We start from the raw sequence: 23,244 nt of genomic DNA, 5'->3' as shown, positions 1-23,244 counted from the left end.
TCAGCCGCGCCGCCGGGCGCGGTTGCTGCGGTAGGTGTCGAGCACCACGGCCACGACAATCACGGCACCGGTGATGATACGTTTGGTCGGTTCAGTTGCACCTATCTGAGCCAGACCCGCCGCCAACACCGAGATAATCAACACGCCAAAGAACGTGCTGATCACCGAACCGCGCCCGCCCATCAGGCTGGTACCGCCAATGACTACCGCCGCAATGACCTGCAGTTCGAGGCCGGAGCCAGCGTTTGGATCAGCGGCTTCCAGTCGTGATATCTGGAACAGCGCGGCGACGCCCGCCAGCAGCCCCATCAGCGAGAACACCAGGATCTTGTAGGGCTTGGGATTGATCCCCGCCAGACGCACGGCTTCTTCGTTGGTGCCAATGCCGATCAGGTAGCGGCCGAACACGGTGCGGGTCAGCACCGCCTGAGCAACAAAGATCACCATCAGGGCGATGACAAACGACGGCGAAATGCCGAGTGCGAAGGGATTGGAGAGCCACGCAAACGAATCACCAATGTACGCGGTGCGCGAGTCCGTCAGCTGATAAGCAACGCCCCGGGCCATTTCCAGCACACCGAGGGAAACGATGAACGAGGGAATGCGCCAGGCGACCGTGATCGAGCCAGTCAAGGTGCCCGCCGCGGTGGCGCAGGCGATGCCCAGCAACGCAGACGGAAACACGCCCCAGCCCCAGCCGAGCATCGCGACGCTGACGGCCGAAGCCGCCAATGCGAGTACCGAGCCCACTGACAGGTCAATGCCGCCGATGATCAGAATGAAGGTCATACCGACCGCCAGCACCATCAGATCGGGAATCTGGTTGGCCAGGGTGCTGAACGTTTCGTATGAGAGAAAGTGATCGCTGAGCAGCGAGAACAGCACGATCATGGCCAGCAATGCACCCGCCAGCCCCAGGTACGTCCCGAGGCCGAAGTAATTGCCGCTGCGCTTGCCTGGAGACGGCACCGCGACAGGAGAAGTAGAGGTTTTCATCAGTCAATCCTGGGCGCGGCTTCAGACAGCAGCGCATCACGTTTTTGATAGCCCGCGAAGGCAGCGGCAAGCAGTTCGTCCTGGGTCCAGGTCTCGCGCTCGAAGGTGTCGATCAGGCGCCCGGCAGACAGCACGCCGATGCGGTCGCAGATCAGCATCAGCTCGCGCAAATCACTGGAGACCACCACCAGCGCCCTGCCCTGACGGGTCAATTCACCCAGCAGCGCGTAGATGTCGAACTTGGCGCCGACATCAATGCCGCGCGTGGGCTCGTCGAATAACATCACCTGGCAGTCGCGCTCCAGCCAGCGCCCGATAACGACCTTTTGCTGGTTGCCACCCGACAGCTCCGACACCAGTTGCGTCGGGCTGGAACTGCGGATGCGCATGGCGCCCACCTGACGCTGGGCCAGTGCCATTTCCGAATTGCCGTTGACCACACCGGCACTGGAAATGGCTTGCATGTTGCCCAGCGCGATGTTGGCGCTGATCGATTGCGACAGCAGCAAGCCCTCGCCCTTGCGGTCTTCGGTAATCAAGGCGATGCCGTGACCGACCGCGTCCACTGGCGACTTGATCTGCACAGTGCGCAGCGGGCTACCGACCTGGACGGTGCCGCTGTCGGCCACGTCCGCGCCATAGATCAGCCGCAGCAATTCGGTACGACCGGCGCCGATCAGCCCCGAAATCCCGAAGATTTCGCCGGCCCGCACATCAAAGGAGACGTCTAGCACCTTGTCGGAGCGACTCAACGCTTTCACTGACAGGGCCACTGCCCCGATCTTGCGTTCGCCCAGATCAATGTGCTCGCCCAGTTCGCGGCCGACCATCAGCGTGACCAGTTGCTCGCTGTTGTAGTTGGCCATGGCATCGACGCACACCAGCTTGCCGTCGCGCAACACGGCGATGCGCTGAGCGACGCGGGCCAGCTCTTCCAGGCGGTGGGAAATGTAAATGATGGAAACACCACGGTCCTGCAGGCGGGTGATCTGCTCAAACAGCATTTCCACCTCGCGCGCCGTGAGCATCGCAGTCGGCTCGTCGAGGATCAGCACGTGACAATCGCCGATCAGGTTACGGGCAATTTCAACCATCTGCTGATGGCCGATGCCCAGCTCGCTGACCAGCGTGTCCGGGTCGATGGCCTCAAGGCCGACCTGCGCCATGGCCTTGATCGCGTCTTCACGCAGCTTGCCGCGATTGATGAAACCGGCGCGGCTGGGCAGGTTGTCGAGGAACAGGTTTTCCGCCACCGACAGCGTCGGCAATAGATTGAGTTCTTGCAAGACCATGCGCACGCCGAGCTTTTCGGCCTGGGTGCGACTGGCGGGCTGGTAGGGCTGCCCCTGAAATTGCATCTGGCCGGTGGTCGGCGTGACCAGGCCGCCGATGATTTTCGACAGCGTGCTTTTGCCTGCGCCGTTTTCCCCGGTCAAGGCCAGCACTTCCCCGCGCATCAGCGTCAGATCGATGTCGCCGAGTACGGGTTGGGCGTAGGTTTTGCCAATACCACTGACAGATAGAACAGCGGCCTGAGCAGACGCTGACATAACGATCTCCACGCACCTGCCCTCGCGGGCAGGCGGTACATATTTGGAAAACTACTGATTGGAACGTGCGGTGTGAAACCAGGCCGGTTATTGCGGCTTGGTCACCAGCTCGACCGGGGTCTCGATCACGCCGTTGGTGATCTCGAGCTTCTCGCCCTTGACCATTTTCAGCGCGGTGTCGATACCGAACACCGCCTGACGCGCCGCGAACTGGTCAGCAGTGGCCAGAATACGGCCGTCCTTGAGCATGGGCTTGATGGCATTGATGTTGTCGTAACCGACGACCTGAACCTTGCCCGCCTTGCCTGCCGCACGGACTGCCGAGACGGCGCCAAGTGCCATGCTGTCGTTGCCGGCCAGCAGCGCCTTCAGGTTCGGGTATTCGTTAAGCATGGCGGAAGCCACCGCGTTGCCCTTGTCGATTTCCCAGTTGCCGGACTGCGTGGAGACGATCTTCATCTGCGCCGCGTCCATCGCATCCTTGAAGCCGGCGGTGCGTTGTTGCGCGTTGGTGGTGGTCGGCACGCCTTCGATGATGCCGACTTCAGCACCTGCCGCCAGTTGCTTGGCCAGGTAGTCACCCACCAGCTTGGCGCCCTTGCGGTTGTTGGGGCCTACGAACGGCACTTCCATGCCCTTGCTTTTCAGTACGTCCACATCGAGCTGATTGTCGATGTTGACGACTTTGATGCCGGCGTCCATGGCCTTTTTCAGGACCGAGGCCAGCGCCTTGGAGTCCGCCGGAGCGATAACCAGCGCGTCGACTTTCTTGACGATCATCTGATTGACGATGTCGATCTGCGCGGACGTGTCGGACTCGTTCTTGATGCCGTTGGAGATCAGGTCAAAGTCAGCGGAATGCTGCTTTTGATAGTCCTTGGCGCCGTCTTCCATGGTCAGGAAGAATTCGTTGGCGAGGGATTTCATCACCAGGGCAACGGTAGGCTTTTTGGCGTCGTCGGCGAAGGCGGATGAAAGAGGCAGGGTTGCAGCAGAAGTGCTGAGCATGGCAACAGCAAGAAGGCGTGCAGCGAAGGGCAGCTTCATGGAATCACTCCGATATTATGATTGTTGTTATCGGCAGCGTTTACGCGTCAAAGCGGGAATCGACGAATCGCAAACGTTTGCGTGAGCGAAACTATGAGAATCCTTTGGGGTTTTGTCAACTGTGCAAATGGGGACAGAAAGGGTGTCGCCCTGCACCTCCGATCACCGCTGTAGCGCGGAGAGACCGCGCTCTGGATCGGAGGGAGGAAGGGAAAGGTGGATCGTACCGTCAGTTACGCGCGTTCCTGCTGGAAAGTAGCGCGTCGGCCGGCAGCGTGCAGTCTTAAGTCATCCTTAAGTTTTGCGATCAGATTGGCAATGGCGCGACTGGAGTTGAGGGAGCTGACCGGAATGCCTGCAGCGAGAAGGTCTGCGTGGCCCCTTTCACGATCAAATATCTGCACCATGATTTGATCGTTGGCATCGATGGTGCACTTGCATTTGGCAGGGAGAAAACCTGATTCGACGATATGGCAGAGTTCAAGGGTAGAGATCATGACAAATTTCCTTATTTGGTTATGCACGGTGGATACCTCCCGTGCCTGGCAATTCCAAGAGTTTCTCATCAATGGGACGAACGGGCATGACGGGGATCAAGGCGTGGACGTCCCATCAGCCTTCACCCAGGTGGCTTTGCGTAGCGAACAGGGCAAGCGCTGCACATACACCCTGCTGGATGGCGCAAATGACACCGCTTCGCAGCCTTCAGCCCCTCGGCGAAGCCGTAAGCTGGGCAGGTCGAAATATGGCAATTAGCCAATACCTCTGAGCGTCACTGAACTATTCCCACCTGGGACAGCCAGAGGGGCTCGCACTGCAACATGGCAGTCGCTGCACACGATGATTTCTACAGTATCTGGAGCGCATGATGGGGCGGGGCAACAATGAATTTGAGTTCTGGTGGGGCACCTCGGGACCCTGGGTCGAGCCACCGAACGTGCGCCGCAACGGCACCAGCGGCGTGCAGCGCGTGGTGCAGGAAGGCAAGACGGTATACGTCAAACGCCAGACCGGCCATTTGTTTCGCAGCTTGCGCTACCCCACCGGGCGCCCGACGGCACTGCGTGAGGGCATCGCGCTGGCGAAACTCGCGGAGCTGGGCGTAAACGCGCCACGTCCTGTATTTTATGGCGCGCGCAAGGTCGCTGGCGTCTGGCAGGGTGTTTTGGTCACTCACGACCTAGGTGGCTTCATCGACCTCGACACGTGGTACGCACAAGGCGGCGCCGCCACACTGAGCATCGAGCAGCACCAGCGGCTTTTCAAGCGCCTGGCTGAAACACTGGCGAAGATGCATCTGGGCAAGTGGCAGCATGGTTGCATGCGCTCCAAGCACATTTTCATCAAGGCGACGGTGACTGAAACCCGCTTTGATTTTGAACTGGCGCTGCTTGATCTGGAAAAATCCCACGGCCGGATCACCACCCTGGGAGCCTCGCGCCATGACATCCCGCAGCTCAGAAGGCACTCATTCTGGGACGACGCGCAGTGGCAGTATTTTCTGTCGTGCTACGAGCAGGCAATGGGTCGGACCGTTTAAACGAGGGGCCGTTTTAGCGGAGCAGCAGCTTTAGCGCAGCAGCGGCGCTTCACGCCCGGCAGCAGCCCGGCGTGAAGCGCTCGGCTCGTCAAGACGCGTGACCCGTCTCCTCCACTCTCAATCCTGACGCCTTCCGGTCACCGATCGCCTGCGCCACTTTGGAGGCGATATCGGCGCGACTGAACGGCTTGGCCAGAACCTCGAAACCCGCAATCCGGGTCGAGGATTCGCGGGTGTACCCCGTCACGATAAGCACCGGCAGCGCCGGCAGAATTTCCCGCAGACTCAAGGCCAGCTGCGTGCCGCTTTTCTCTGCCATCAACTGGTCGGTAATCAGCACGTCTGGCCGCAAGCCTGCGCCCACCATCTGCTCGGCAGCCGACGGCGACGCCGCTTCAGTGACCCGATAGCCGAGGTCCCGCAATTGCAGGGCAACGGTGTAGCGGACCAGTTCCTCGTCATCCACCACCAGCACGTGATACGGGTGATCCGCGCCCGGTGCTGGCGCGCCCTCCCCTAGCGCCGGTGCATACACATCAGCGCTGGAGGCCGGCAGCCAGATGTCCACCCGGGTACCGAGGCCCGGCGTCGAGCGGATGTCAAAACCGCCGCCGGACTGAAGGGCCAGCCCTTGCACCATCGACAACCCAAGACCGGTGCCTTTGCCGACGCCTTTGGTTGAGTAAAACGGTTCAACGCAGCGTTGCAGCACCTCTTCGCTCATGCCGCTGCCGTTGTCCGACACCGTCAGCCTGACGTAGCAGCCCGGTGCGGGCGCGGGGCCCATACCGGGGCTGTCAGACACCACCTCGGCGCACGCGCTGATTTTCAGGAAGCCACGCTCTGCAATCGCGTCACGGGCATTGACGGCCAGATTGAGGACGCCCAGCTCAAGCTGATGGGGGTCGATCAGGATGTTAGGCAGTCCTTCGGGAATCTCGACGATGACTTCGATGGTAGGCCCCAGCGAACGCTGGACGAGGTCACGCATGTCGTGGACAAGATCATCCAGCGCAACCACCTGTGGCTTGAGCGTCTGCCGACGGGCAAAGGTCAGCAAACGGCCCACCAGAATTCGTGCACGGTCTGCCGCCTGGAGCGCGGCGTCGATCAGCCGGTGCGAGCGGTCATTGCTCACGGGCTGGCGCCGCAACAACTCCAGCGATGTCATGATCGGTGTCAGCAGGTTGTTGAAGTCATGGGCAATGCCGCCGCCCAGCTGACCGACCATTTCGATTTTGCGCGACTCGTGAAGCAGTGCAATCGCCGCTTCTCGCTCCGCCACCATGGTCGCAACGCGCTGCTCCAGGCTTTCATTGAGCTCGATCAACTGATGCTCAGCGCCCACCCGCGCGGTGATGTCGACGCAGACAAACAGCAGCCCCGTGACCTGGCGCTGGGCATCGAGCAGTGGCGTCACGTGAGTTTGCGCCCAGACGACAGAGCCATTCGCGCGCACGTGGTGCTGGGTCAGCTCGAAAGGCACCTTGGCGGTCAGGAAGTCCTCGTGGAAGATCGGCTGCGCGTTCGCCGCCAGCTCGTGCTGCAGTTCGAAGATCGAGCGGCCGTCGATGGCTTGACGGGGCAACCCCACGATCTCGCAGTAGCGATCATTGACCTGTTGAAACACGCCTTGGCGATCACACAACGCAATGCCGGTACCTGCCTGCTCGAACATACCGGCCAGTTGGGCCGAGCTGGCGTGCAGTGCCGATTCAGCCCGCGTGTGGTTGATCCATTGCCAACCCAGTTTGGCCGCTTCCTCAATCAGATGGATGTCATGTCGGCCACAGACCCGCTTCTCCTGGAACTCGACCGTGAACACGGCAACCAGTGTTTCATGGCGCATCAGCGGAACATGCACGGCCGGTAGCTGCGTGCCGTCTGAGGGTAATGCAATGGAAGGCGGATCAGCCAAGACGCGATGAGCATCTGCACCCGCTTGTAGGGTAACGCCTCGGCGCAGCGCGCAAAGGCCGTCCTCGGTGATGGAAATCACCCCGGACCTGGACGTGACCTGGCCCTGGCGGTATTCGCGGCGGATGACGAAATCGCCCTTCTCTTCATCAGCTTCTGCGAGATAGACGCAAGCGGCGCCCAATTCTCGACCGATACGACAGATAACATCCGCTTCGATCTGGTCAGGCTCGCTCATGGAGGGAAAAGCCTGCCCCAGTTCCAGCAGCAGCGCTTGGCGCCGTTCAAACTGGACGCGCTCGGTGGTTTCAGTGACGACGCAGAGCACGCCGCCAACGGACCCGTCGTTCTGGTGCACCGCTGAATAAGAGACGTCGAAATAGACGGTTTCGCCGTAACCATGCCGTTCGATATAGAACGCACGGTCTTTTGCCGCGAACGTCTGGCCGGTTTCCCGTACGCCACGCAGCAGCGGTTCCAGATCGTCCCACAGCTCACGCCAGTTCTCGACCGCAGGCCGTCCGAGGGCCTTGGGATGCTTCTCGCCAATGCTCGGCGCATAGGCGTCGTTGTACAGCGCCACGAATTCGGGGCCCCAGAAAAGCACGATCTGCGCCTGAACGGGGAGGATCGTGCCCATCAGAGTTTTCAGACTTTCCGGCCAGTCGGAGAGCGCCCCGAGGGGCGAGCCGTCCATCAAAGGCGACTGAAGCAGATCACCGACCGCACCGCTGTTAGCAAGAAAACGCAGGGGCGCTGCGCTAAACCCGGTGTTGGGTGGGGTATCCATAATTAGGGCCTGACGGGAAGTTTCGCGATCAGATTGCATCGCTTAGAGCGACAGAAATGAGAAGACGTTCCATTCAAATGGGGATGGGGCTTCATAGGCCTGGGCCAGGCGGTCATGCCCGCCTGGCCCAGCCATGGCTCAATCCTCTTCTTTAACGGTGGCTACCTCGTCAGCACGCACCCGGACGGTCTTGCCGGAAATGTCTTCGAATTCGTAAAAGCCGTCTTTGCTTTTCGTCTTCGGCGCGTCCTTGGTGACGTACTGCGTACCGTTTTGCAAAGTCACGACGGTGGCCGTGGAGCATCCCGCCAATGCGGCACAGCAGGCGAACGCGACCGGCATCAGCAATGATTGAATCTTCATAAAGCCTCCTGGTTTGCATGGCTCAGGCGTCGTGCGCCCAAGCGCTGAATCGTCATCTAGCAGATCAGATCAACGCGATCGGCTTTGGTTCGCCGCCTGCACAATCAGCCGAAAAATCAGCGGCTTGGCTCATCCTCGGTTTTTCTCCTATGCACGGTTGCGAAACGTCCGACACTCAAATACTGTATGCGCATACAGCGAACAGGAGGGTCACGTCGTGTCTGACACCAACGCAGCAACCGCAGCATCGCCAGGGCATTACGAGCGCATGGCCGTGCGGGTGCAGAAAATCATCAATTCGCAGAGCGCGCAAAAAGCCCGCTCGGCGTTGATTTTCCGTCTTGCGGACGAACTTGAGGACGACTGGAAACAGTTGCTCGAAGAGATCGACGAGAACGACAACGTGACCCTGGCCTGGCGAGACGACGGCGGTGTGCAGATCTTCTGGACAGTGCCTAAGGAAGATTGACCCGGCCTCGCCCCGATCAATGCCCTTTCAAAAGCATCCTGCTCAAGACAGCGGTCCCCGTTGGCAAGGCCTGGTGCCGTCGACGCCCCACCGCTGTCACTCGAATCAAACGCCCTCGATGAATAACCCAGTTGGATAACATGCTCAGATTTTGTGTCGCTCTGCTATTGGCTTTTACCTTCCTGCAAACCGCTCGCGCTGACGTCAACATTGGCACCTGGAACCTGGAGCACTTGAGCGTGCGCCCCAACAAGGACTTCCAGGGCATTGCCAAGGTGGCGCAGAAGGTCGACTTTCTGGCGGTTCAGGAATTGATGAGCGAAGACGCGCTGGAGGCGCTGGCCAAAGAGCTGACCCGCCAGACCGGCAAGCACTGGAGTTCGATGGCATCCCATGCCGTTGGCCGATCTTCCTACAAGGAAATGTACGGGTTCGTCTGGCGCGATGACGCCGTTGCTTATGAAGACGGCGCCGTGACCTACCTGGACCGCACCGACACCTTTGAGCGGGAGCCCTACTCGGCGCAGTTCCGGTCGCTCAAGGATGGCAAGACGTTTGTCGTGGCCACCGTGCACATTCTGTACGGCAAGAATCAGGCGGACCGCGCTTCCGAAATCGTCGCACTGTCCAATTACTGGACATGGCTGCAGGAAACTTACTCGGGCAACAATCAAATCATGTTGATGGGCGACTTCAACACCCCGCCCAACTCGCCCGCGTGGAGCAAGCTGGACACCAGCGCCCGGCCGCTGGTGCTCGAGGGTGCCAGCACGCTGTCGACCAAGGACGGAAAATTCGCCAACCTCTACGACAACGTCTTTATCAGCAAGCAATCGGCGATCCGGGTGAACAAAGTTGAAGTCTTCGATTACCCGAAGTTCCTCGGCCTGACCCACGCCAAGGGCCGCGACAGCGTGTCCGACCACGCACCGATTTTCGTCAGCGCCAATCTGAGCGGTGGCAGCGGCTCAGCGAGCGCTTCCGCTGTGACCTCACAGGCTCGGCCGGGGACCAACAACCCCATGAAGTCGTCAGCAATCAATGGCAATGCGGCCAACCTGACGCTGGCGATTCGCGGCAATAAGAAGACCATGGTTTATCACCGGCCGGACTGCCCTTCGTATAACGCCATTGCCGAGAAAAACCGGGTGGAATTTGATAGCGCCGCGGCCGCTGAAGCCCAGCACTACCATCTGGCCGGCAACTGCCACTGATCGCAGCAGCCGTTCCCCACCACTCGCTTCAGTCGCCTGCCACATACTGGCAGGCACGGCGTCTCGATGCAGTCAGTGACCTATCTGGATCATTTACGCGCCAGGTCGTGCTGGATGCAGCCCTCATAGTAGGTCTGCTTAATCGCGGCGGGTTTGAGCCTGGACGGGCTTTTATAGGTCTGCTCAGTAATACCCAGCGCCATTTTGCTCATCCACGGTTTGGCGAATTTATGCCCCCGCAGTTTTTTACGCGCGCTGTAGATGGTGGTGCCTGAAAGTTTCGACTGCTGCGCCGCCCCGGCAATCCCCGCTCCCCACTTACAGACCTGCAGATCATTTTTACTGATGTCCTTGGCGTGGGCGCACATGGACACCGCTGCCAGAAAACCCGCCACCATGGCCAATCCCACACTGCGCATAACCATCATCCCGGAATCAATTGATAAAGAAGGATTTTTCCAGAAAACGTGACTGAAGCGGGCCATCAAATGGCCTCGCCTGACACAATATTTCTGAGTCCCTCGTGAGCCCCTCGATCGTCACTTAGCGCCGAACGATTGCGCTCGTAAAAACCTTTGAAAATGGACCCCCGAGCCCTTACACGCTTTTGGATGCCTGAAAAATATCCATAGCGATATGGCACATGGCCGCCCATCGGGCCGCGGTTCTAAAAGCTCCCGCAGGTGTGTAATTCTCAGCGAAGCAGTCGCAGCCCCCGCTGTCAGGAACACAGAGGAAGTACTCATCCAACAGGCGTCTGCACACGCCCCAACAGGCCAAGACAATGAATGACTATAAGGATTTTGAAATTCATTACCGCTTTCAAGGTGAGCCGCGGCACTTCAATCATCAAGGCAATCATTTGTGTGAAACCGACGCGCTGCACTTCGCGACTTTGCATGCAGGGGTTGGCGCCGTCGAGGGGCATTTCTGTGCGGGCCCGGTGAGAGTCGCCATGCTTTGTGCCGAACGGCTTGGGGTCACGCAGGTACGATGGAAGCGCACCTGATCAAGCGAAACCGTAAACAAACCCGGAATGTCGTGGTCGGATTTTACAAGCAGCGCTCATCACACCAGCAAAGCGAGGTAAACATGACCATCGACAACGCGTTGAAGCAGGAAGTCTTGACCCGATTGCTCCATGCCCACCCGGCAGGATTGGGCAAAGAAGTTCTCGACAACTACAGGGGGGAAAACGCAGTCGCCGACACCCTTGAGCATTTGCAACAGGCCGGGTTGATTCATGACGGTTGCGTGCACCACCCCAGTGAAGCGGATCGAACGCTGAAGTATCCCGTCAAACTCAGTTCATCCGGCGTCGTCGCGGCCAGACAGCTGGAGGCTGGGCTGCCCAAACACTAGGGATGTTTGCTTGCAACAAAAAACCGGCCATAGGCCGGTTTTTTTAAGTAAGTGGTGTTCGCCCCTGGTGCTACCCGCACTGATCAATTGTGAGCCCGCCAGGAAGTGGCACCACAGGGGAACGAGAAGAAGCCTACAAGCCAAGCCTCATTTTCGTCACGCCCGTAAATGTGACTTCATAAGTCAGACGGTCTTGCTCACCCGTCTCGCACCCCGTCTGGGCTCAGACCTGCGGATAATCGCCGGTCCCTTCCGGCCATGGGGTCAGCAGCTCGAAACCGTTTTCAGTCACCGCGACCATATGCTCCCACTGGGCCGATAACGACTGGTCGCGGGTGAGCACGGTCCATCCATCGTCCAGCACATAAGTGCCCGGCTTGCCGGCGTTGATCATCGGCTCGATGGTGAAGACCATTCCGGTCTTGAGTTTCAGCCCCTTGCCCGCCGCGCCGTAGTGCAGCACCTGGGGTTCCTCGTGGTACTTGCGACCGATGCCATGCCCGCAGTACTCGCGCACAACGCTGAAGCCTTCGCGGTAAGCCACGCTCTGGATGGCGTGGCCGATATCGCCCAGCGTCGCGCCAGGCTTTACCGCGTGGATCCCCGCCAACGTGGCCTCGTAGGTGGTCTCGACCAATCGCCGGGCAAGCGGGCTGACTTCCCCTACGTAGTACATGCGGCTGGTATCGCCGTACCAGCCATCCTTGATGACCGCGACGTCGATGTTGACGATATCGCCCTCTCTGAGCACATCGTCCGCTGAAGGAATGCCGTGGCAGACCACGGTGTTCGGCGAGATGCAGGTGGTTTTGGTGAACCCGTGATAGCCAACGTTGGCAGGAATCACTTTCAGCTCATTGACGATGTAGGCGTTGCAGATGTCGTCCAGTGCTTCGGTGCTGATGCCCGGCTTGACGTGCTCCGCGATCATCGCCAGCACGTCCGCGGCCAGACGCCCCGCCACGCGCAGTCCGACCAGGTCGGCTTCGGTCTTGATACTGATGCTCATCGGGACACCGCCGTCGCCTGAGGAAGCTCAGGCATAAGGTCGCTGGGCTGCAGGCTCAATACGGCGCCGCCTGATGTCTCGGCGCGGATCAGCAGTTGGCAGATCTCGCTGTAATCCAGGCCCTGGTGGAGCTCGGCGAGCATGCCCACCCGCATCCAGTGCTCGGCCTGAGCGTTGATCGAGCGGCTCAACGCCGCGCTGGCGCAACGAAGGTTGGCGTGCATCTGCTCGGAAATTTTGACGAGTCCCATAAGAACCTCACGAAGAATATACGGAGCATATACGTTCCATATATTCTCCCGCAACTCCTGCGGGCTGGCGCTTCAGGCAGAACGTGAGTGGGAGAACTCTGTCGCGCACTCGGAGAGTGAGGTGGCCAACTGGGAAATCGCCTCGCGGTCGTCTTCGCTCAGCGCGCGGTAGTGGGTAATGACCGCCCTCTCCGCGTCGTTCAGCGAGTCGGTTGCGATGGGCGTCCGCTCGCCCGACAGTACGTACATGACGTCGATGCCCTTCTTGCCAAGCGCCGCCAGGTAGTCAGAGCGCGGAATGCGTTCCCCGCTTTCGTATTTGCCTTGCGCGTTGGCCTCAACACCACCGATAGAGCCGAAGTCCTGTTGCGACAGCCCGAGCCGTTTGCGTTCTTCTTTCAGACGTGAGCCGAGATCTTTCATAAACGAGGGTCCTGAATTGACTGTGTTCAAAGAGCAAGACCCCATCGGTCCGAGGGAGTTGCGCCCTTGGGCTTAATTGGTCAATCTGCCAATTGACGACTCAAGCAATCCGTTTCCTGGCCGATAGGTTCTGATGTACGGCTGTTCTTTTTGAACAGCAGCCCGATTTCTGTAGTTCGGAGAACCAGACATGACTTCATTCTTGATGGGTTGGTTGGCACTTTCAGCAGTCGGAACATTGATCGCGCTGGCGATGATTCGCACCGGCAAAGCGCGCCAGCCTGACGCAGACGACACAGTGGCCGGTCAAACGCCCGTCCCGGTCTACGTGCGCTTCAAACCCTGAATCCGTCCCGGCCGCTTGCCGGGAACCTGCAATTGCGGATTACTCCGCCGCGAGCTGACCGGATTCAGCCGCAAAGCCATTCGCATTCGCGCCTGCATACCCCGTTACGTAGCCGGTGGCGGAGGACGCAAACGCCAAGTCAGCCTGACTGGCGCTGAACTGTCGCAGCCCCGACGCCAACGCGAGAAAATCCTCACGCTGCATCTCGTTGCCCCAGACGCTGCCGAACGACGATTCGTTTGTCCGGGCGGCGAATTCCGGACGGGTGTTGGCTTGATTGGTTTGCATGGACGCTCTCTTCTTCTCGATACTGTTTAAACATACAGTATTTTCAACACCCCTCGAGCGCAAGTCCTGTCGCGACGAATGGTCACCGGGAGCGGCGCCTGGATTAGCGCCATCCAGCCATTCTCATAAGCCCCTCGTCAGCTCACATCAGGTATGACGCCGGGCCCTTGAACCCGGGCTAGCGCCTCCAGCCGATCAAGGTCTTCGGCCGATAAAACGATGCCTTCCTTCAACGACCGCTCACGCTGACGATAGCGCCGATCGCCTGGCATGCGCTGCTGGCCGACGCCGTGCATCTGGCGGACCAGCTCTTCGCTGCGCTCGGCGAATGCCTGGCCGCTGCCCTTGTCCGGATCGATGACAATAATCAGCTGGCCGGTCCAGGGCGTTTGCGCGCCGGGGGATTTCGACATGTCGAATTCGAACGAGAAATTGCCCCCGGTGAGCGCGGCGGACAGCAACTCCACCATCATCGACAGCGCCGATCCCTTGTAGCCCCCGAACGGCAGCAACGCACCGCCGTCGAGGATGGCTTTCGGGTCTTCGGTGGGCTCGCCGTTGCGATCAACCCCCATCCCGGCCGGGAGCATGCGCCCTTCCCTGGCAGCAATCTGCACGTCGCCGTGGGCGATGGCGCTGGTGGCCATGTCAAAGACAATGGGCTGGCCATCCGCGCGCGGCGCGGCAAAGGCAATGGGGTTGGTGCCGAACAGAGGCTTTTGCGCATCGTGAGGCACGACGCACGTCATGCTGTTGACCACGCTCAACGCCACCAAGCCTTCCTGGGCGAACGGCTCGACGTCGGGCCACAGCGCGGCGAAGTGGTGGGAGTTGCGGATGGCCAGAATGGCGATCCCGGCGGTGCGTGCCTTTTCGATCACAAGGGCCTTGGCCGCCTGCATCGCTGGCTGGGCAAAACCGCCCATGGCATCGACACGCACAAATGCTGCGCCCACGTCCTCGACGTTGGGTTCGGCCTGGCCGTTGACCCAACCGGCTGCCAGTGACGACAGATAACCCTTGATGCGGAAGATGCCGTGGCTATGAGAACCGTCGCGTTCGGCGGCGGCGCAGTTGGCGGCCAGAACCCGCGCCACCTCAGGCGAGGTGCCGTGACGCAGGAAGATCTGCCGGAGCAATTCGGTCAGGTCAGCGACGGTAATCGTGCGGGTGGTCCGGCTGTCGTGCGTTGAAGGCATCTGAAGCTCCGTTGTGATTATTGAACGTGGAAGCGGAACAGAAATGGCAGGCGTCTGGAGAGTACTGCGGGACAACCAGCGGGTAAACGACGTGCCGCGCCACGGTGGCTACTCCGCGTCCAAGCGCTTCTTGAAGAACAGCCGCTGGTGCCCTGGCGGATAGTCATCCAGCTGCCCGAACTGCTCATACCCCTGTTTGCGATAGAACTCAGGCGCCTGAAAATCAAAGGTGTCGAGCCACACACCGACGCAGCCGCGTTCGCGGGCGAGGTCTTCGGCCATGTCCATCAACTGGCTGCCCATGCGCTGCCCTCGGGCCTGTTCCGGCACCACGAGCAGTTCGATGAATAACCAGCCGTAAAGAATGCGGCCATGCAAACCGCCGACCACTGCGTCGGTCTGGTCATGGCGGACGAACAGCGCAAATTTTTCGGACTTGCCATCCCCCGCTTGCGCTTCGTTGTACGCCCTCAATGGCGCAAGGATCTGCAGGCGTTCTTCTTCGGAGGGGTCGGATTTGAAATCGATATGCAGACTCATGCGTCGCTTCCTGCTGACGGAATCGGGAAAGCGGAGAGTGTCGGATGTGCTCGGGAGAGTAAAGCTTCAGGCTTGGCGGCTGGCAGGAACCAGCAGGGGTCAGAGGGGAAGGCAGGTGAAAGCCTCAAGGCTTCCACCTGCTCGCAAGAACAGCGTGGATCAGTCTTTCTGATCGCGCAGCACGTTGCCGGAAGTACCGTCGATGCGGAATTCATACGTCAGGCTGTCAGCCTTGCGGCCCTCGCCTTCCCAGTAGCCATTGTCGTCGGCTTCGATCTTGTAGATCTCGGTGTAACCCGCCGACTTGGCTTTTTCGATCGCTTTCTCGATGGTGATCCAGCCAGCGCCCGGTTTGTCCGCCAGAGCGAACTGAGCGGTGGAAAGGGCAGCGGTAGCCAGAACGGCAGCGGTAAGTTGCTTGATCATGAGTGAACTCCATTTCCCTTTGCGGGCTTTTTGAATGCGATTTTTTGGAGTCCGCTGCCGGAAAAATAGTTCATCCGGGGTTTTGTAACGGGTTGATGCTGCCGAATGAATGCCCTATGACCGCTGCCCCGCAGGTCAGGGTCAGGCTAAGGTTTGCTCAGCGTTTTACCTTGCGCCGCAATACGCCGTTGAGCACGACGACAGCCACTGCAACAAAGATCGCGATGTACTGAAAAGTCTTTTCGCTGAGCACGCCGATGTTCTGCAGATGGGAAAGGCCAAGCATGATCGCCAGCACGCTCAAGGCGATGATGATCGAATAAACCAAACGCTGTTTGTGGGTCATTACGGGATTCCTGAAAATCGGTCGAAAGGTGGTGCGCGGCGCCAATGTGCAGTCATGTTACCTGCTCGCGCCGGCCCTGACACGACACTGCCCGCAACGGCGCCTGCGACGAAGCGTCTCGGCCGCTGATGCACGGCAGTGTCACGTGGTTTAATACGCGCACTTTTTTCAGTCGCTGTAGCGCTTTCAGGGCGCAGGACATGTCTGCCATTCGCGCAGAATTCCCCTCAGCCCTCTTTCACAAGGAGTCCCCCCATGCCCCATGAAGGCAGCCTGTTGCAGGCCGCAGTCGTGTTCCTGCTCGCCGCCGTTCTCACGGTTCCGCTGGCCAAACGCCTGCAACTGGGCGCCGTGATTGGCTACTTGATTGCGGGTGTGATCATCGGCCCGTCGTGCCTGGGCCTGATCGGCGATCCGCAAAGCGTTGCGCACATTTCTGAGCTTGGCGTGGTGCTGCTCTTGTTCATCATTGGCCTGGAGTTGTCGCCCAAGCGTCTCTGGACCATGCGAAAGTCGGTGTTTGGCGTTGGTCTCGCGCAGGTGTTGTTCACCGGCGTAGCCATCGGCGCGGTCGCCTTGCTGGGCTTTAACCAGCCGCTCAACAGTGCCGTGGTGCTGGGTCTGGGGCTGGCGTTGTCGTCGACCGCCTTTGGCCTGCAAAGCCTGGCCGAACGCAAGGAGCTCAATGCGCCGCACGGTCGTCTTGCCTTCGCGGTTCTGCTGTTTCAGGACATCGCGGCCATTCCGCTGATCGCCCTGGTGCCGATGCTGGCGGGCGGCTCCCACGACGCGAGCTCCGGTGACTCCCTGCGTCACGGCCTGCAGGTGCTCGGCGGCATCGCTATCGTAGTGGTCGGCGGTCGTTACCTGTTGAGGCCGGTGTTCCGCATCGTCGCCAAAACCAAACTTCAGGAAGTTTCCACCGCCACCGCCTTGCTGGTGGTGATCGGTACGGCGTGGCTGATGGACCTGGTCGGGGTTTCGATGGCGCTGGGTGCCTTTCTCGCCGGCCTGCTGCTGGCGGATTCCGAGTACCGCCACGAGCTGGAATCGCAGATCGAGCCATTCAAAGGGTTGCTGCTGGGGTTGTTCTTCATCAGCGTCGGGATGGGCGCCAACATCGGCCTGCTGATCAACTCGCCGTTAACGGTGCTGGGCCTGACGCTGCTGCTGATCGGCTTGAAGTTGCCGCTGCTGTTTTTCGTCGGCCGTCTGGCGGGCGGACTGGGCAAACAAAGCGCCCTGCGTTTGGGGCTCGTGCTGGCGGCGGGCGGTGAGTTTGCCTTCGTCGTGTTCAAGATCGGTCGTGATCAGGGCCTGTTCGATGCCGCGCTGTACGACACGCTGGTGCTGACGATCACGTTGTCGATGGCGCTGACGCCGTTGCTGCTGCTGGTCATGGCGCGCTGGCTCAAGCCTAAGCCCGTGGTCAAGGAAGTGCCGGCCGAATACAAGGAAATCGATTCCGATAACCCGCGCGTGGTCATCGCCGGCATGGGCCGGATGGGGCAGATCGTTGCCCGTATCCTGCGCGCGCAGAACATCCCGTTCATCGCACTGGACACGTCGGTGGAAACCATCGAATTCACCCGCAGCTTCGGCAATGTGCCCGTGTTTTACGGCGACCCCCTGCGCCCGGAAATCCTGCGCGCGGCCAAGGTGGATCAAGCCGAGTACTTCGTCATTGCCACGGACGATCCGGACACCAACATCAAGACGGCCGAACTGGTGCGCCGGCTGTACCCGCACATGAAGATCATCGCGCGGGCCCGTAACCGCCAGCACGTCCATCGTTTGCTGGATCTGGATGCCGAAGCCGTTCGGGAGACGTTCTACTCAAGCCTGGAGATGACCCGCCGCACATTGATTGGTCTGGGACTGAGCGAAACCCAGGCCGCTGCGCGGATCGAGCGGTTCAAGCGTCATGACGAACAAGTGCTGAATCGTCAGCACTTGATCTACGACGATGCCGCCAAGGTCATGCAAAGCGCGCTGGAGGCACGGACTGAGCTGTCGGAGCTGTTCGAGTCCGACCGGATGGACGAGGAAGCGAACGACTCGCGGCCTGCGGCCAAGGCCAGGAAATAGGCTAAGCGGCCGAGCGTGGACAACGGGGTGTGAGTGAGCGTGATCGAGAACATGGCTAGCGGTCCATGAAGATTCGTCGACTGTAGCGGCCCATTCGCGAGCAAGCTCACTCCTACAACGCACCATGGTGAGCCTGTTCAGCCCATGACCTCGCTCAGCGGAATGAAGTTGAGCAGGTCGCCCTCCGCCACCGTTGTGCCTTCCCGTATCTCGATCAGACCGTCGGCCCAGGCGGCGCTGCGCAGCACACCCGAACTTTGATTTCGGTAGGCAACCAGTCGGCCCTGCTCGAGGCGCCCGCGCAGGTACTCGCGGCGACTCCCTGGCTTGGTCCAGTTGAACGCCGCAGGTACCTGAAACTGCAGCGGCTTGACCGCCTGCACGCCCAGGCGTCTGAGCAGGTAAGGTCGGGCAAGCAACGCAAAGGTCACCAGCGTCGAGGCCGGGTTGCCTGGCAGACCGATCACTGGCACGCCGCGGAAGTGGCCGAATGTCAGGGGCTTGCCGGGCTTGATCGCCAGTTTCCAGAGGGCAATCTCACCCTCCTCCCGCAACGCATGGCCGAGAAAATCCGCTTCGCCCACGGACACACCGCCGGTGGAAAGGATCAGGTCGACGTCGTTCAAGCTGCCCAGCGCGGCGCGGGTTTGCTCAAGGTTGTCGGGAAGGATCCCGGCATCCACCACCTCGCAGCCCAGCCGCGTCAGCCAGCTGCACAGCAACACCCGGTTGCTGTTATAGATCTGTCCCGGGCCCAGCGGCTGCCCCGGCTCGATCAACTCATCGCCGGTGGACAGCACGGCGACCCGGGCGCGGCGCACGACCTGCAGATGGCCGAAACCCATGGTCGCGGCCAGGCCCAGTTCGATCGGATTCATCACCGTGCCCGCGTCCAGCACCTTGTCGCCGACAGTTGTCTCCTGCCCTTTGGGGCGGATGTTTTGACCGGCGCTCAACGGTTGAAGGAAACTCACGGTATCGTCCGTCTGGACCTCGGCGTTTTCCTGCATTTCAACGCAGTCGGCACCTTCCGGAACCGGCGCGCCGGTGAATATCCGCGCGCAGGTGCCCGGCTGCAAAGGTTCGGGCGCGTGCCCGGCGAAAATCCGCTGGCTCACCGGCAGCGGCTGACCGGTCCAGTCCGCGACGCGCAAGGCGTAACCGTCCATGGCGCTGTTCGGCCAGGGCGGCAGGTCCATCGTCGAGACCAGATCCTCAGCCAGCACGCGCCCTTGGGCATCGGCCAGCGCCACGGTCTCGCGCTCGGTGATCGGCGCGGCCGCGGCCAGTTCCATCAGTCGCTGCAGGGCCTGTTCGACCGGCATCAGGCCACTCATTTCAGGTGCGCTCATCAGGGCTCACCCACGCGTCGCGCACGGTGCGGCCTTTTTCAGGTGCGGCACGAAATTGCATGGGCGGAAGCAGTTGTTCAACTGGTCCGCAAGTATGCCGTCCCAGCCGGTGCGCACGGCGTTGGTCGAGCCTGGCAGGCAGCAGACCAGCGTGCCGTTGGCCAGCCCGGCGAGCGCGCGGGACTGAATGGTCGAGCTGCCGATATCGGGCACGGAAATCTGGCGGAACAGCTCACCAAAACCGTCCACCTGTTTATCCAGCAGGCACGCCACGGCTTCGGGCGTGCTGTCGCGGCCAGTGAAGCCGGTGCCACCGGTGATGAGCACGGCTTGCACATCTTCGTCGGCGATCCAGGTCGCCACCTGGGCGCGGATCTTGTACAGGTCATCCTTGAGCAGCACCCGCTCGATCAGGCCATGACCGGCGGTGGTCAGGCGGTCGACGAACATCTGGCCCGAGGTATCGGTCTCGAAGGTGCGCGTGTCGCTGACGGTCAGAACGGCGATGTTCAGGGGTACGAAAGGCGCATCAGCCTTGGCTTTCATAGTGAGGTCCGGTTGTAGAGAAAACAGGCCGGTGTTATATCACAGCACCTGTTTTTTACCGCGGTGCCAGAATGACCATGCCCCTCTCCAACGCCCTTGCGCCCTGCTCGATTCTGCTGCTCGCCGGTGGCCAGGGTCGCCGCATGGGCGGGCGCGACAAAGGCCTGATCCTTTGGCGCGACAAGCCCTTTATTGAACATTTGCATGCGCTGGTGCGACCGCTCACCGACGACCTCATCGTTTCGTGCAATCGCAATCGCGAGCAATACGTGCGCTACGCCGACCAGTTGGTCGAGGATGAACAGCGTGATTTTCCGGGCCCTTACGCGGGCATTCGTGCCGGCCTTGGCGTGGCGAAAAACGAGTACCTGCTGGTGATCCCCTGTGACATGCCGCTGCTGGACCGCGCACTGCTCGATGGCCTGCGGCAGGTGGCTATCGCAAACCCCGGCGCCCCGGCCATGGTCCGTCAGGGCGAGCAATGGGAGCCGCTTTTATGTTGCATTCCCACCCGGCACGCGCACGTGTTCGAGGAACATTGGCAGCAGGGGCAGCGCAGCCCGCGCCGGACCATGACACAATTAGGCGCCATCGCGCTGCAGTGCGAGGCGGACGACCCGCGTCTGGCCAATCTCAACACGCCGGATTTATTGAGCCAGATCAACCCCTGAGCGCCTCGGGCAGGTTTCATGGAACTTTGCCGTTACACTTCGCGTCAGACTGATCACTAGACAAATACCCGGAGACACAGCAATGAAACAACGGACTCTTCCTGCCGCCTTTCTGCTCGCACTGAGCCTCGCCGGTCTTGCCGGTTGCTCTTCGCCCACTGTGATCACGCTCAATGACGGCCGTGAAATCCAGGCAACCGACGAGCCGAAATACGACGAAGATTCGGGCTTCTACGAGTTCAAGCAACTGGACGGTAAAGAAACCCGCATCAACAAAGATCAGGTTCGTACCGTTAAAGAACTGTGATCCCGGCTTGATCGCAGGGTCTGACAAGACCTCGCTGAAAGCAAAAGACCCGCCAATCGAGCGGGTCTTTTTTTGCCCTGAACAAAGCGCTGCACCGCGTCGCTTACACCCGGGCGCTACCAGTCCAGTGTTATCCGGCTCTCGAATACCCGCTCCAGCCCGGTGACGGGATCAGTGAAGCGCAGGCCTTGGGCGAGAAGTTTGAGCGGGTTCGCGTAGTCGTCCACGGCATCCTTGATAACGTGGGGGTAGAACGGGTCGTTGCAGATGCCCGCGCCAAGGGCGGCCATGTGTACGCGCAATTGATGTTTTTTGCCGGTCACCGGATACAGCGCGTAACGCCACAACTTGCCGTTGCGTGCGCTGATCTCAATGCGAGTTTCGGTGTTGCTCGACCCCTCACCCTCCTGCATGCGAAAGAACGGTTCGCCATCGACCAGGCGGCTTTTGTGCACGCGAGGAAACGCCAGGTCAGGAAGCGCCGGCGCTATGGCCTCGTAGCGCTTTTCGATCTGCCGGGTAGGAAACAGCGCCTGATACGCCGACCGCGTCTGTTTGTTTGCCGAGAACAGCACCAGCCCTGCCGTGTGCCGGTCGATGCGATGCAAAGGCACCAGATCGGGGTTGTCGAAGGTACGGATCAGTCGCCGCAGCAGGGTCTGCTCGACGTACTCGCCCGCCGGCGTGACGGGCAGAAAATGCGGCTTATCCGCAACCACCAGATGCTCGTCCGCGTAAATGATGGACTCCTGCACAGGGATCGGCGTCTCGTTGGGCACTTCACGAAAATAGTGAATGCACAGGCCTTCGCGGTACGCATGGTCCACGGCGATAGGCTGGCCGTCAGCATCAAGCACCTTGCCCCGCGCGATCCGCTCCAGCCACTGTTCGCGACTGATCGCACTGAATCGTTCGCACAGGCAATCAAGCACTGTCCGCCACGGACCGGGTGGCAGATACAAGGTGCTGGCTTGGCGATGGGAGGCGTTAAAAGCAGGTGCGGGCATGAACGGCTCAGTCTTAAAGGACGATGGCAACAGGCCGGGCATTATCAACGCACGCGAATGTTTAGGCGAAAGGAAAAGTGAGGTTTTGCCGGAAGGCTCTGGCCCGGACGCTGCAGAAGTGCGCGACGTTATGCCGCACGGAAAACTGCCGCCAGTTGTCTGACAACCACATGACAGCGCTGGAAGCGCGAAATGATTTGTCCTAAAATGTTTCGAAATCGGCAAGCAGGCGCGAATCCGAGCGGACACGAACATCCTCGTAACCGAAATCGAAAACGCCTGCCAGACCTGAACTCATAAAAAGAAAGCCCGTCATCGACGGGCTTTTTTCGTTTTCAGCGTTTGTAACGCGCTTGTAACGCGCATCGCTCGCACCTGCCGAATCCATGTTCGGCATGGGCGCCTGCAGCGTCAGCGTAGCGCCACTGCCCACGACAGATTTCTTTTCCACACTTTTTGAGGTTACGCCCATGCTGGTTCAATTCTTCCAATGGATCAAACGTCTCTCCACCGGTACTTCATCGCAGAATGATGAAAACTACTCTCAGTCCTTTACCAATGAGGACCGCGACGTTGGCCGCTGGACATTCATGTCGGTGTTCATCGTGCTCACCCTTAGCCTGTACGTCGTCGCAGGCCTTGGCTACTACGCCAAAGTGCACGTCTGGGATGGCATGACCGACGAGCAGAAAGCCGCTGTCGCCCAGGCCATGGTGGTCGACACGCAATACCTTTAAACAGTGACCCGCTGACACGTGGGGGAGTGGCACAAGGCACTTGGCCTGTCAGTCCCCCCGCGCGCGTCAATCGCGCAGAAACAGCACGATCCGATCGGTGTTGAACGGCCAGTCCAGTTCGGCACCGGTGTCTGCCCGCCTTAACACGGGGATCCTGAGGGCATAAGTTTCCAGTTGCGCGTCGCTTTCGGCGATGTCGACCAGCTCCACCAGCAGGCCGTACTCCACCAGCGGCATCAACTCGGCTTCGGCCGCTTCACACAAATGACATCCCAACGTTCCGAACAGCTGACACTCCGGTGGCATGGCCTGGCCCCTCTCTGCCTGCGATTCCCAAAGATTGGATCGACAAGTTTAGGTCTGCCCGGAAATTTCGTCGAACTTCTGCGTGACGCTCCGCCTTACCCCTGCATGCATCCAGTGGGATTGGTGGCGCAGCAATTGTGGGACCGGCTTTAGC

At 60.3% G+C, this 23,244-nt stretch carries 31 protein-coding genes; 11 read left to right on the top strand and 20 right to left on the bottom strand.

Features of this window, described 5'->3' with window-relative positions; genetic code table 11:
• The 4 genes from VF672_RS22815 to VF672_RS22800 form a co-directional block, all read right to left on the bottom strand.
• Complete coding sequence (locus VF672_RS22815; RefSeq protein WP_414705647.1) at window positions 1-996, bottom strand: ABC transporter permease; 996 nt, start codon at window positions 994-996, stop codon at window positions 1-3.
• On the bottom strand, window positions 996-2,546 hold the full coding sequence (locus VF672_RS22810) for a sugar ABC transporter ATP-binding protein (RefSeq protein ID WP_331107160.1): 1,551 nt from the start codon (window positions 2,544-2,546) through the stop codon (window positions 996-998). The genes VF672_RS22815 and VF672_RS22810 overlap by 1 nt, the downstream gene beginning before the upstream one ends.
• A gap of 87 nt (window positions 2,547-2,633) precedes the next feature.
• Window positions 2,634-3,593, bottom strand: a complete 960-nt coding sequence (locus VF672_RS22805) for a sugar ABC transporter substrate-binding protein (RefSeq protein WP_331107158.1) — start codon at window positions 3,591-3,593, stop codon at window positions 2,634-2,636.
• 233 nt (window positions 3,594-3,826) lie between these two features.
• The gene (locus VF672_RS22800) at window positions 3,827-4,090 is read right to left on the bottom strand and encodes a DUF1652 domain-containing protein (RefSeq protein ID WP_331107156.1); all 264 of its coding nucleotides are present in this window, start codon (window positions 4,088-4,090) and stop codon (window positions 3,827-3,829) included.
• 371 nt (window positions 4,091-4,461) lie between these two features.
• On the opposite strand from VF672_RS22800, the gene VF672_RS22795 reads away from it, so the two are divergent.
• The gene (locus VF672_RS22795) at window positions 4,462-5,133 is read left to right on the top strand and encodes a lipopolysaccharide kinase InaA family protein (protein ID WP_331107154.1); all 672 of its coding nucleotides are present in this window, start codon (window positions 4,462-4,464) and stop codon (window positions 5,131-5,133) included.
• Between the two features lie 88 nt (window positions 5,134-5,221).
• On the opposite strand, the gene VF672_RS22790 is transcribed toward VF672_RS22795, so the two are convergent.
• Window positions 5,222-7,840 carry a PAS domain-containing protein gene (locus VF672_RS22790; protein ID WP_331107152.1) on the bottom strand — a complete coding sequence of 873 codons (2,619 nt, stop codon included), beginning with the start codon at window positions 7,838-7,840 and terminating at the stop codon, window positions 5,222-5,224.
• A gap of 138 nt (window positions 7,841-7,978) precedes the next feature.
• Window positions 7,979-8,203 (bottom strand): YgdI/YgdR family lipoprotein, encoded by a 225-nt coding sequence (locus VF672_RS22785; protein WP_331107150.1) that lies wholly within the window; start codon window positions 8,201-8,203, stop codon window positions 7,979-7,981.
• 268 nt (window positions 8,204-8,471) lie between these two features.
• Between VF672_RS22785 and VF672_RS22780 the strand changes: the two genes are divergently transcribed.
• Together VF672_RS22780 and VF672_RS22775 are read left to right on the top strand one after the other, a co-directional pair.
• Complete coding sequence (locus VF672_RS22780) at window positions 8,472-8,672, top strand: DUF1654 domain-containing protein (protein ID WP_331107227.1); 201 nt, start codon at window positions 8,472-8,474, stop codon at window positions 8,670-8,672.
• 140 nt (window positions 8,673-8,812) lie between these two features.
• Entirely contained in the window at window positions 8,813-9,886 is a 1,074-nt protein-coding gene (locus VF672_RS22775) for an endonuclease/exonuclease/phosphatase family protein (RefSeq protein ID WP_331107148.1), read from the top strand.
• Between the two features lie 89 nt (window positions 9,887-9,975).
• Here VF672_RS22775 and VF672_RS22770 read toward each other — a convergent pair whose 3' ends face one another.
• Window positions 9,976-10,305, bottom strand: coding sequence for a hypothetical protein (locus VF672_RS22770; RefSeq protein WP_331107225.1), 330 nt, complete (start codon window positions 10,303-10,305; stop codon window positions 9,976-9,978).
• A gap of 365 nt (window positions 10,306-10,670) precedes the next feature.
• Here VF672_RS22770 and VF672_RS22765 point away from each other — a divergent pair, with 365 nt between their 5' ends.
• Both VF672_RS22765 and VF672_RS22760 read left to right on the top strand, forming a co-directional pair.
• Window positions 10,671-10,895, top strand: coding sequence for a DUF6555 family protein (locus VF672_RS22765; protein ID WP_331107146.1), 225 nt, complete (start codon window positions 10,671-10,673; stop codon window positions 10,893-10,895).
• A gap of 83 nt (window positions 10,896-10,978) precedes the next feature.
• Window positions 10,979-11,248 (top strand): hypothetical protein, encoded by a 270-nt coding sequence (locus VF672_RS22760; RefSeq protein WP_331107144.1) that lies wholly within the window; start codon window positions 10,979-10,981, stop codon window positions 11,246-11,248.
• A 223-nt stretch (window positions 11,249-11,471) separates the two neighbouring features.
• On the opposite strand, the gene map is transcribed toward VF672_RS22760, so the two are convergent.
• The 3 genes from map to VF672_RS22745 all read right to left on the bottom strand — a co-directional run bounded on the left by map (window position 11,472) and on the right by VF672_RS22745 (window position 12,931).
• Complete coding sequence (map, locus tag VF672_RS22755) at window positions 11,472-12,257, bottom strand: type I methionyl aminopeptidase (RefSeq protein ID WP_331107142.1); 786 nt, start codon at window positions 12,255-12,257, stop codon at window positions 11,472-11,474.
• Complete coding sequence (locus VF672_RS22750) at window positions 12,254-12,508, bottom strand: ParD-like family protein (RefSeq protein ID WP_331107140.1); 255 nt, start codon at window positions 12,506-12,508, stop codon at window positions 12,254-12,256. The genes map and VF672_RS22750 overlap by 4 nt, the downstream gene beginning before the upstream one ends.
• Before the next feature lie 72 nt (window positions 12,509-12,580).
• Entirely contained in the window at window positions 12,581-12,931 is a 351-nt protein-coding gene (locus VF672_RS22745) for a helix-turn-helix transcriptional regulator (protein WP_331107138.1), read from the bottom strand.
• Between the two features lie 190 nt (window positions 12,932-13,121).
• On the opposite strand from VF672_RS22745, the gene VF672_RS22740 reads away from it, so the two are divergent.
• The gene (locus tag VF672_RS22740) at window positions 13,122-13,277 is read left to right on the top strand and encodes a hypothetical protein (RefSeq protein WP_331107136.1); all 156 of its coding nucleotides are present in this window, start codon (window positions 13,122-13,124) and stop codon (window positions 13,275-13,277) included.
• Window positions 13,278-13,316: 39 nt separating this feature from the next.
• On the opposite strand, the gene VF672_RS22735 is transcribed toward VF672_RS22740, so the two are convergent.
• From VF672_RS22735 to VF672_RS22715, 5 genes are all read right to left on the bottom strand, one after another.
• The gene (locus tag VF672_RS22735; protein ID WP_331107134.1) at window positions 13,317-13,565 is read right to left on the bottom strand and encodes a hypothetical protein; all 249 of its coding nucleotides are present in this window, start codon (window positions 13,563-13,565) and stop codon (window positions 13,317-13,319) included.
• 137 nt (window positions 13,566-13,702) lie between these two features.
• Window positions 13,703-14,764 carry an Ldh family oxidoreductase gene (locus tag VF672_RS22730; RefSeq protein ID WP_331107132.1) on the bottom strand — a complete coding sequence of 354 codons (1,062 nt, stop codon included), beginning with the start codon at window positions 14,762-14,764 and terminating at the stop codon, window positions 13,703-13,705.
• Window positions 14,765-14,872: 108 nt separating this feature from the next.
• Entirely contained in the window at window positions 14,873-15,304 is a 432-nt protein-coding gene (locus VF672_RS22725) for a GNAT family N-acetyltransferase (RefSeq protein ID WP_331107130.1), read from the bottom strand.
• Window positions 15,305-15,463: 159 nt separating this feature from the next.
• Complete coding sequence (locus VF672_RS22720; RefSeq protein ID WP_331107128.1) at window positions 15,464-15,730, bottom strand: PepSY domain-containing protein; 267 nt, start codon at window positions 15,728-15,730, stop codon at window positions 15,464-15,466.
• Window positions 15,731-15,887: 157 nt separating this feature from the next.
• Window positions 15,888-16,076: a hypothetical protein gene (locus VF672_RS22715; RefSeq protein ID WP_331107126.1), complete on the bottom strand. Its 189-nt coding sequence runs from the start codon at window positions 16,074-16,076 to the stop codon at window positions 15,888-15,890.
• Between the two features lie 255 nt (window positions 16,077-16,331).
• Here VF672_RS22715 and VF672_RS22710 point away from each other — a divergent pair, with 255 nt between their 5' ends.
• Window positions 16,332-18,164 (top strand): monovalent cation:proton antiporter-2 (CPA2) family protein, encoded by a 1,833-nt coding sequence (locus tag VF672_RS22710; RefSeq protein ID WP_331107124.1) that lies wholly within the window; start codon window positions 16,332-16,334, stop codon window positions 18,162-18,164.
• 137 nt (window positions 18,165-18,301) lie between these two features.
• Here VF672_RS22710 and glp read toward each other — a convergent pair whose 3' ends face one another.
• Both glp and moaB read right to left on the bottom strand, forming a co-directional pair.
• The gene (gene glp / locus VF672_RS22705) at window positions 18,302-19,516 is read right to left on the bottom strand and encodes a gephyrin-like molybdotransferase Glp (RefSeq protein WP_331107122.1); all 1,215 of its coding nucleotides are present in this window, start codon (window positions 19,514-19,516) and stop codon (window positions 18,302-18,304) included.
• 6 nt (window positions 19,517-19,522) lie between these two features.
• Window positions 19,523-20,062 carry a molybdenum cofactor biosynthesis protein B gene (gene moaB / locus VF672_RS22700; RefSeq protein WP_331107120.1) on the bottom strand — a complete coding sequence of 180 codons (540 nt, stop codon included), beginning with the start codon at window positions 20,060-20,062 and terminating at the stop codon, window positions 19,523-19,525.
• A gap of 77 nt (window positions 20,063-20,139) precedes the next feature.
• On the opposite strand from moaB, the gene mobA reads away from it, so the two are divergent.
• Both mobA and VF672_RS22690 read left to right on the top strand, forming a co-directional pair.
• Complete coding sequence (gene mobA / locus VF672_RS22695; RefSeq protein ID WP_331107223.1) at window positions 20,140-20,733, top strand: molybdenum cofactor guanylyltransferase MobA; 594 nt, start codon at window positions 20,140-20,142, stop codon at window positions 20,731-20,733.
• A gap of 82 nt (window positions 20,734-20,815) precedes the next feature.
• Window positions 20,816-21,040: a YgdI/YgdR family lipoprotein gene (locus tag VF672_RS22690; protein WP_331107118.1), complete on the top strand. Its 225-nt coding sequence runs from the start codon at window positions 20,816-20,818 to the stop codon at window positions 21,038-21,040.
• A 116-nt stretch (window positions 21,041-21,156) separates the two neighbouring features.
• Here VF672_RS22690 and VF672_RS22685 read toward each other — a convergent pair whose 3' ends face one another.
• Entirely contained in the window at window positions 21,157-22,047 is an 891-nt protein-coding gene (locus VF672_RS22685) for a pseudouridine synthase (protein ID WP_331107116.1), read from the bottom strand.
• Between VF672_RS22685 and VF672_RS22680 the strand changes: the two genes are divergently transcribed.
• Window positions 22,046-22,210, top strand: coding sequence for a hypothetical protein (locus VF672_RS22680; RefSeq protein WP_331107114.1), 165 nt, complete (start codon window positions 22,046-22,048; stop codon window positions 22,208-22,210). The two genes, VF672_RS22685 and VF672_RS22680, sit on opposite strands and share 2 nt — an antisense overlap.
• A 39-nt stretch (window positions 22,211-22,249) precedes the next feature.
• Here VF672_RS22680 and VF672_RS22675 read toward each other — a convergent pair whose 3' ends face one another.
• A complete protein-coding gene (locus VF672_RS22675; RefSeq protein WP_331107112.1) occupies window positions 22,250-22,519 on the bottom strand; it encodes a hypothetical protein in 270 nt (89 codons plus the stop codon).
• Between VF672_RS22675 and VF672_RS22670 the strand changes: the two genes are divergently transcribed.
• A complete protein-coding gene (locus tag VF672_RS22670) occupies window positions 22,518-22,784 on the top strand; it encodes a hypothetical protein (protein WP_331107110.1) in 267 nt (88 codons plus the stop codon). The genes VF672_RS22675 and VF672_RS22670 overlap by 2 nt on opposite strands.
• Before the next feature lie 66 nt (window positions 22,785-22,850).
• On the opposite strand, the gene VF672_RS22665 is transcribed toward VF672_RS22670, so the two are convergent.
• On the bottom strand, window positions 22,851-23,090 hold the full coding sequence (locus VF672_RS22665) for a glutaredoxin family protein (RefSeq protein WP_331107108.1): 240 nt from the start codon (window positions 23,088-23,090) through the stop codon (window positions 22,851-22,853).
• Between the last annotated feature and the right edge of the window lie 154 nt (window positions 23,091-23,244).

This window comes from Pseudomonas sp. (genome assembly GCF_036387035.1).
In the GTDB taxonomy this organism is placed as follows: Bacteria; Pseudomonadota; Gammaproteobacteria; order Pseudomonadales; family Pseudomonadaceae; genus Aquipseudomonas.
This window is presented reverse-complemented; position numbering and strand designations above follow the sequence as displayed.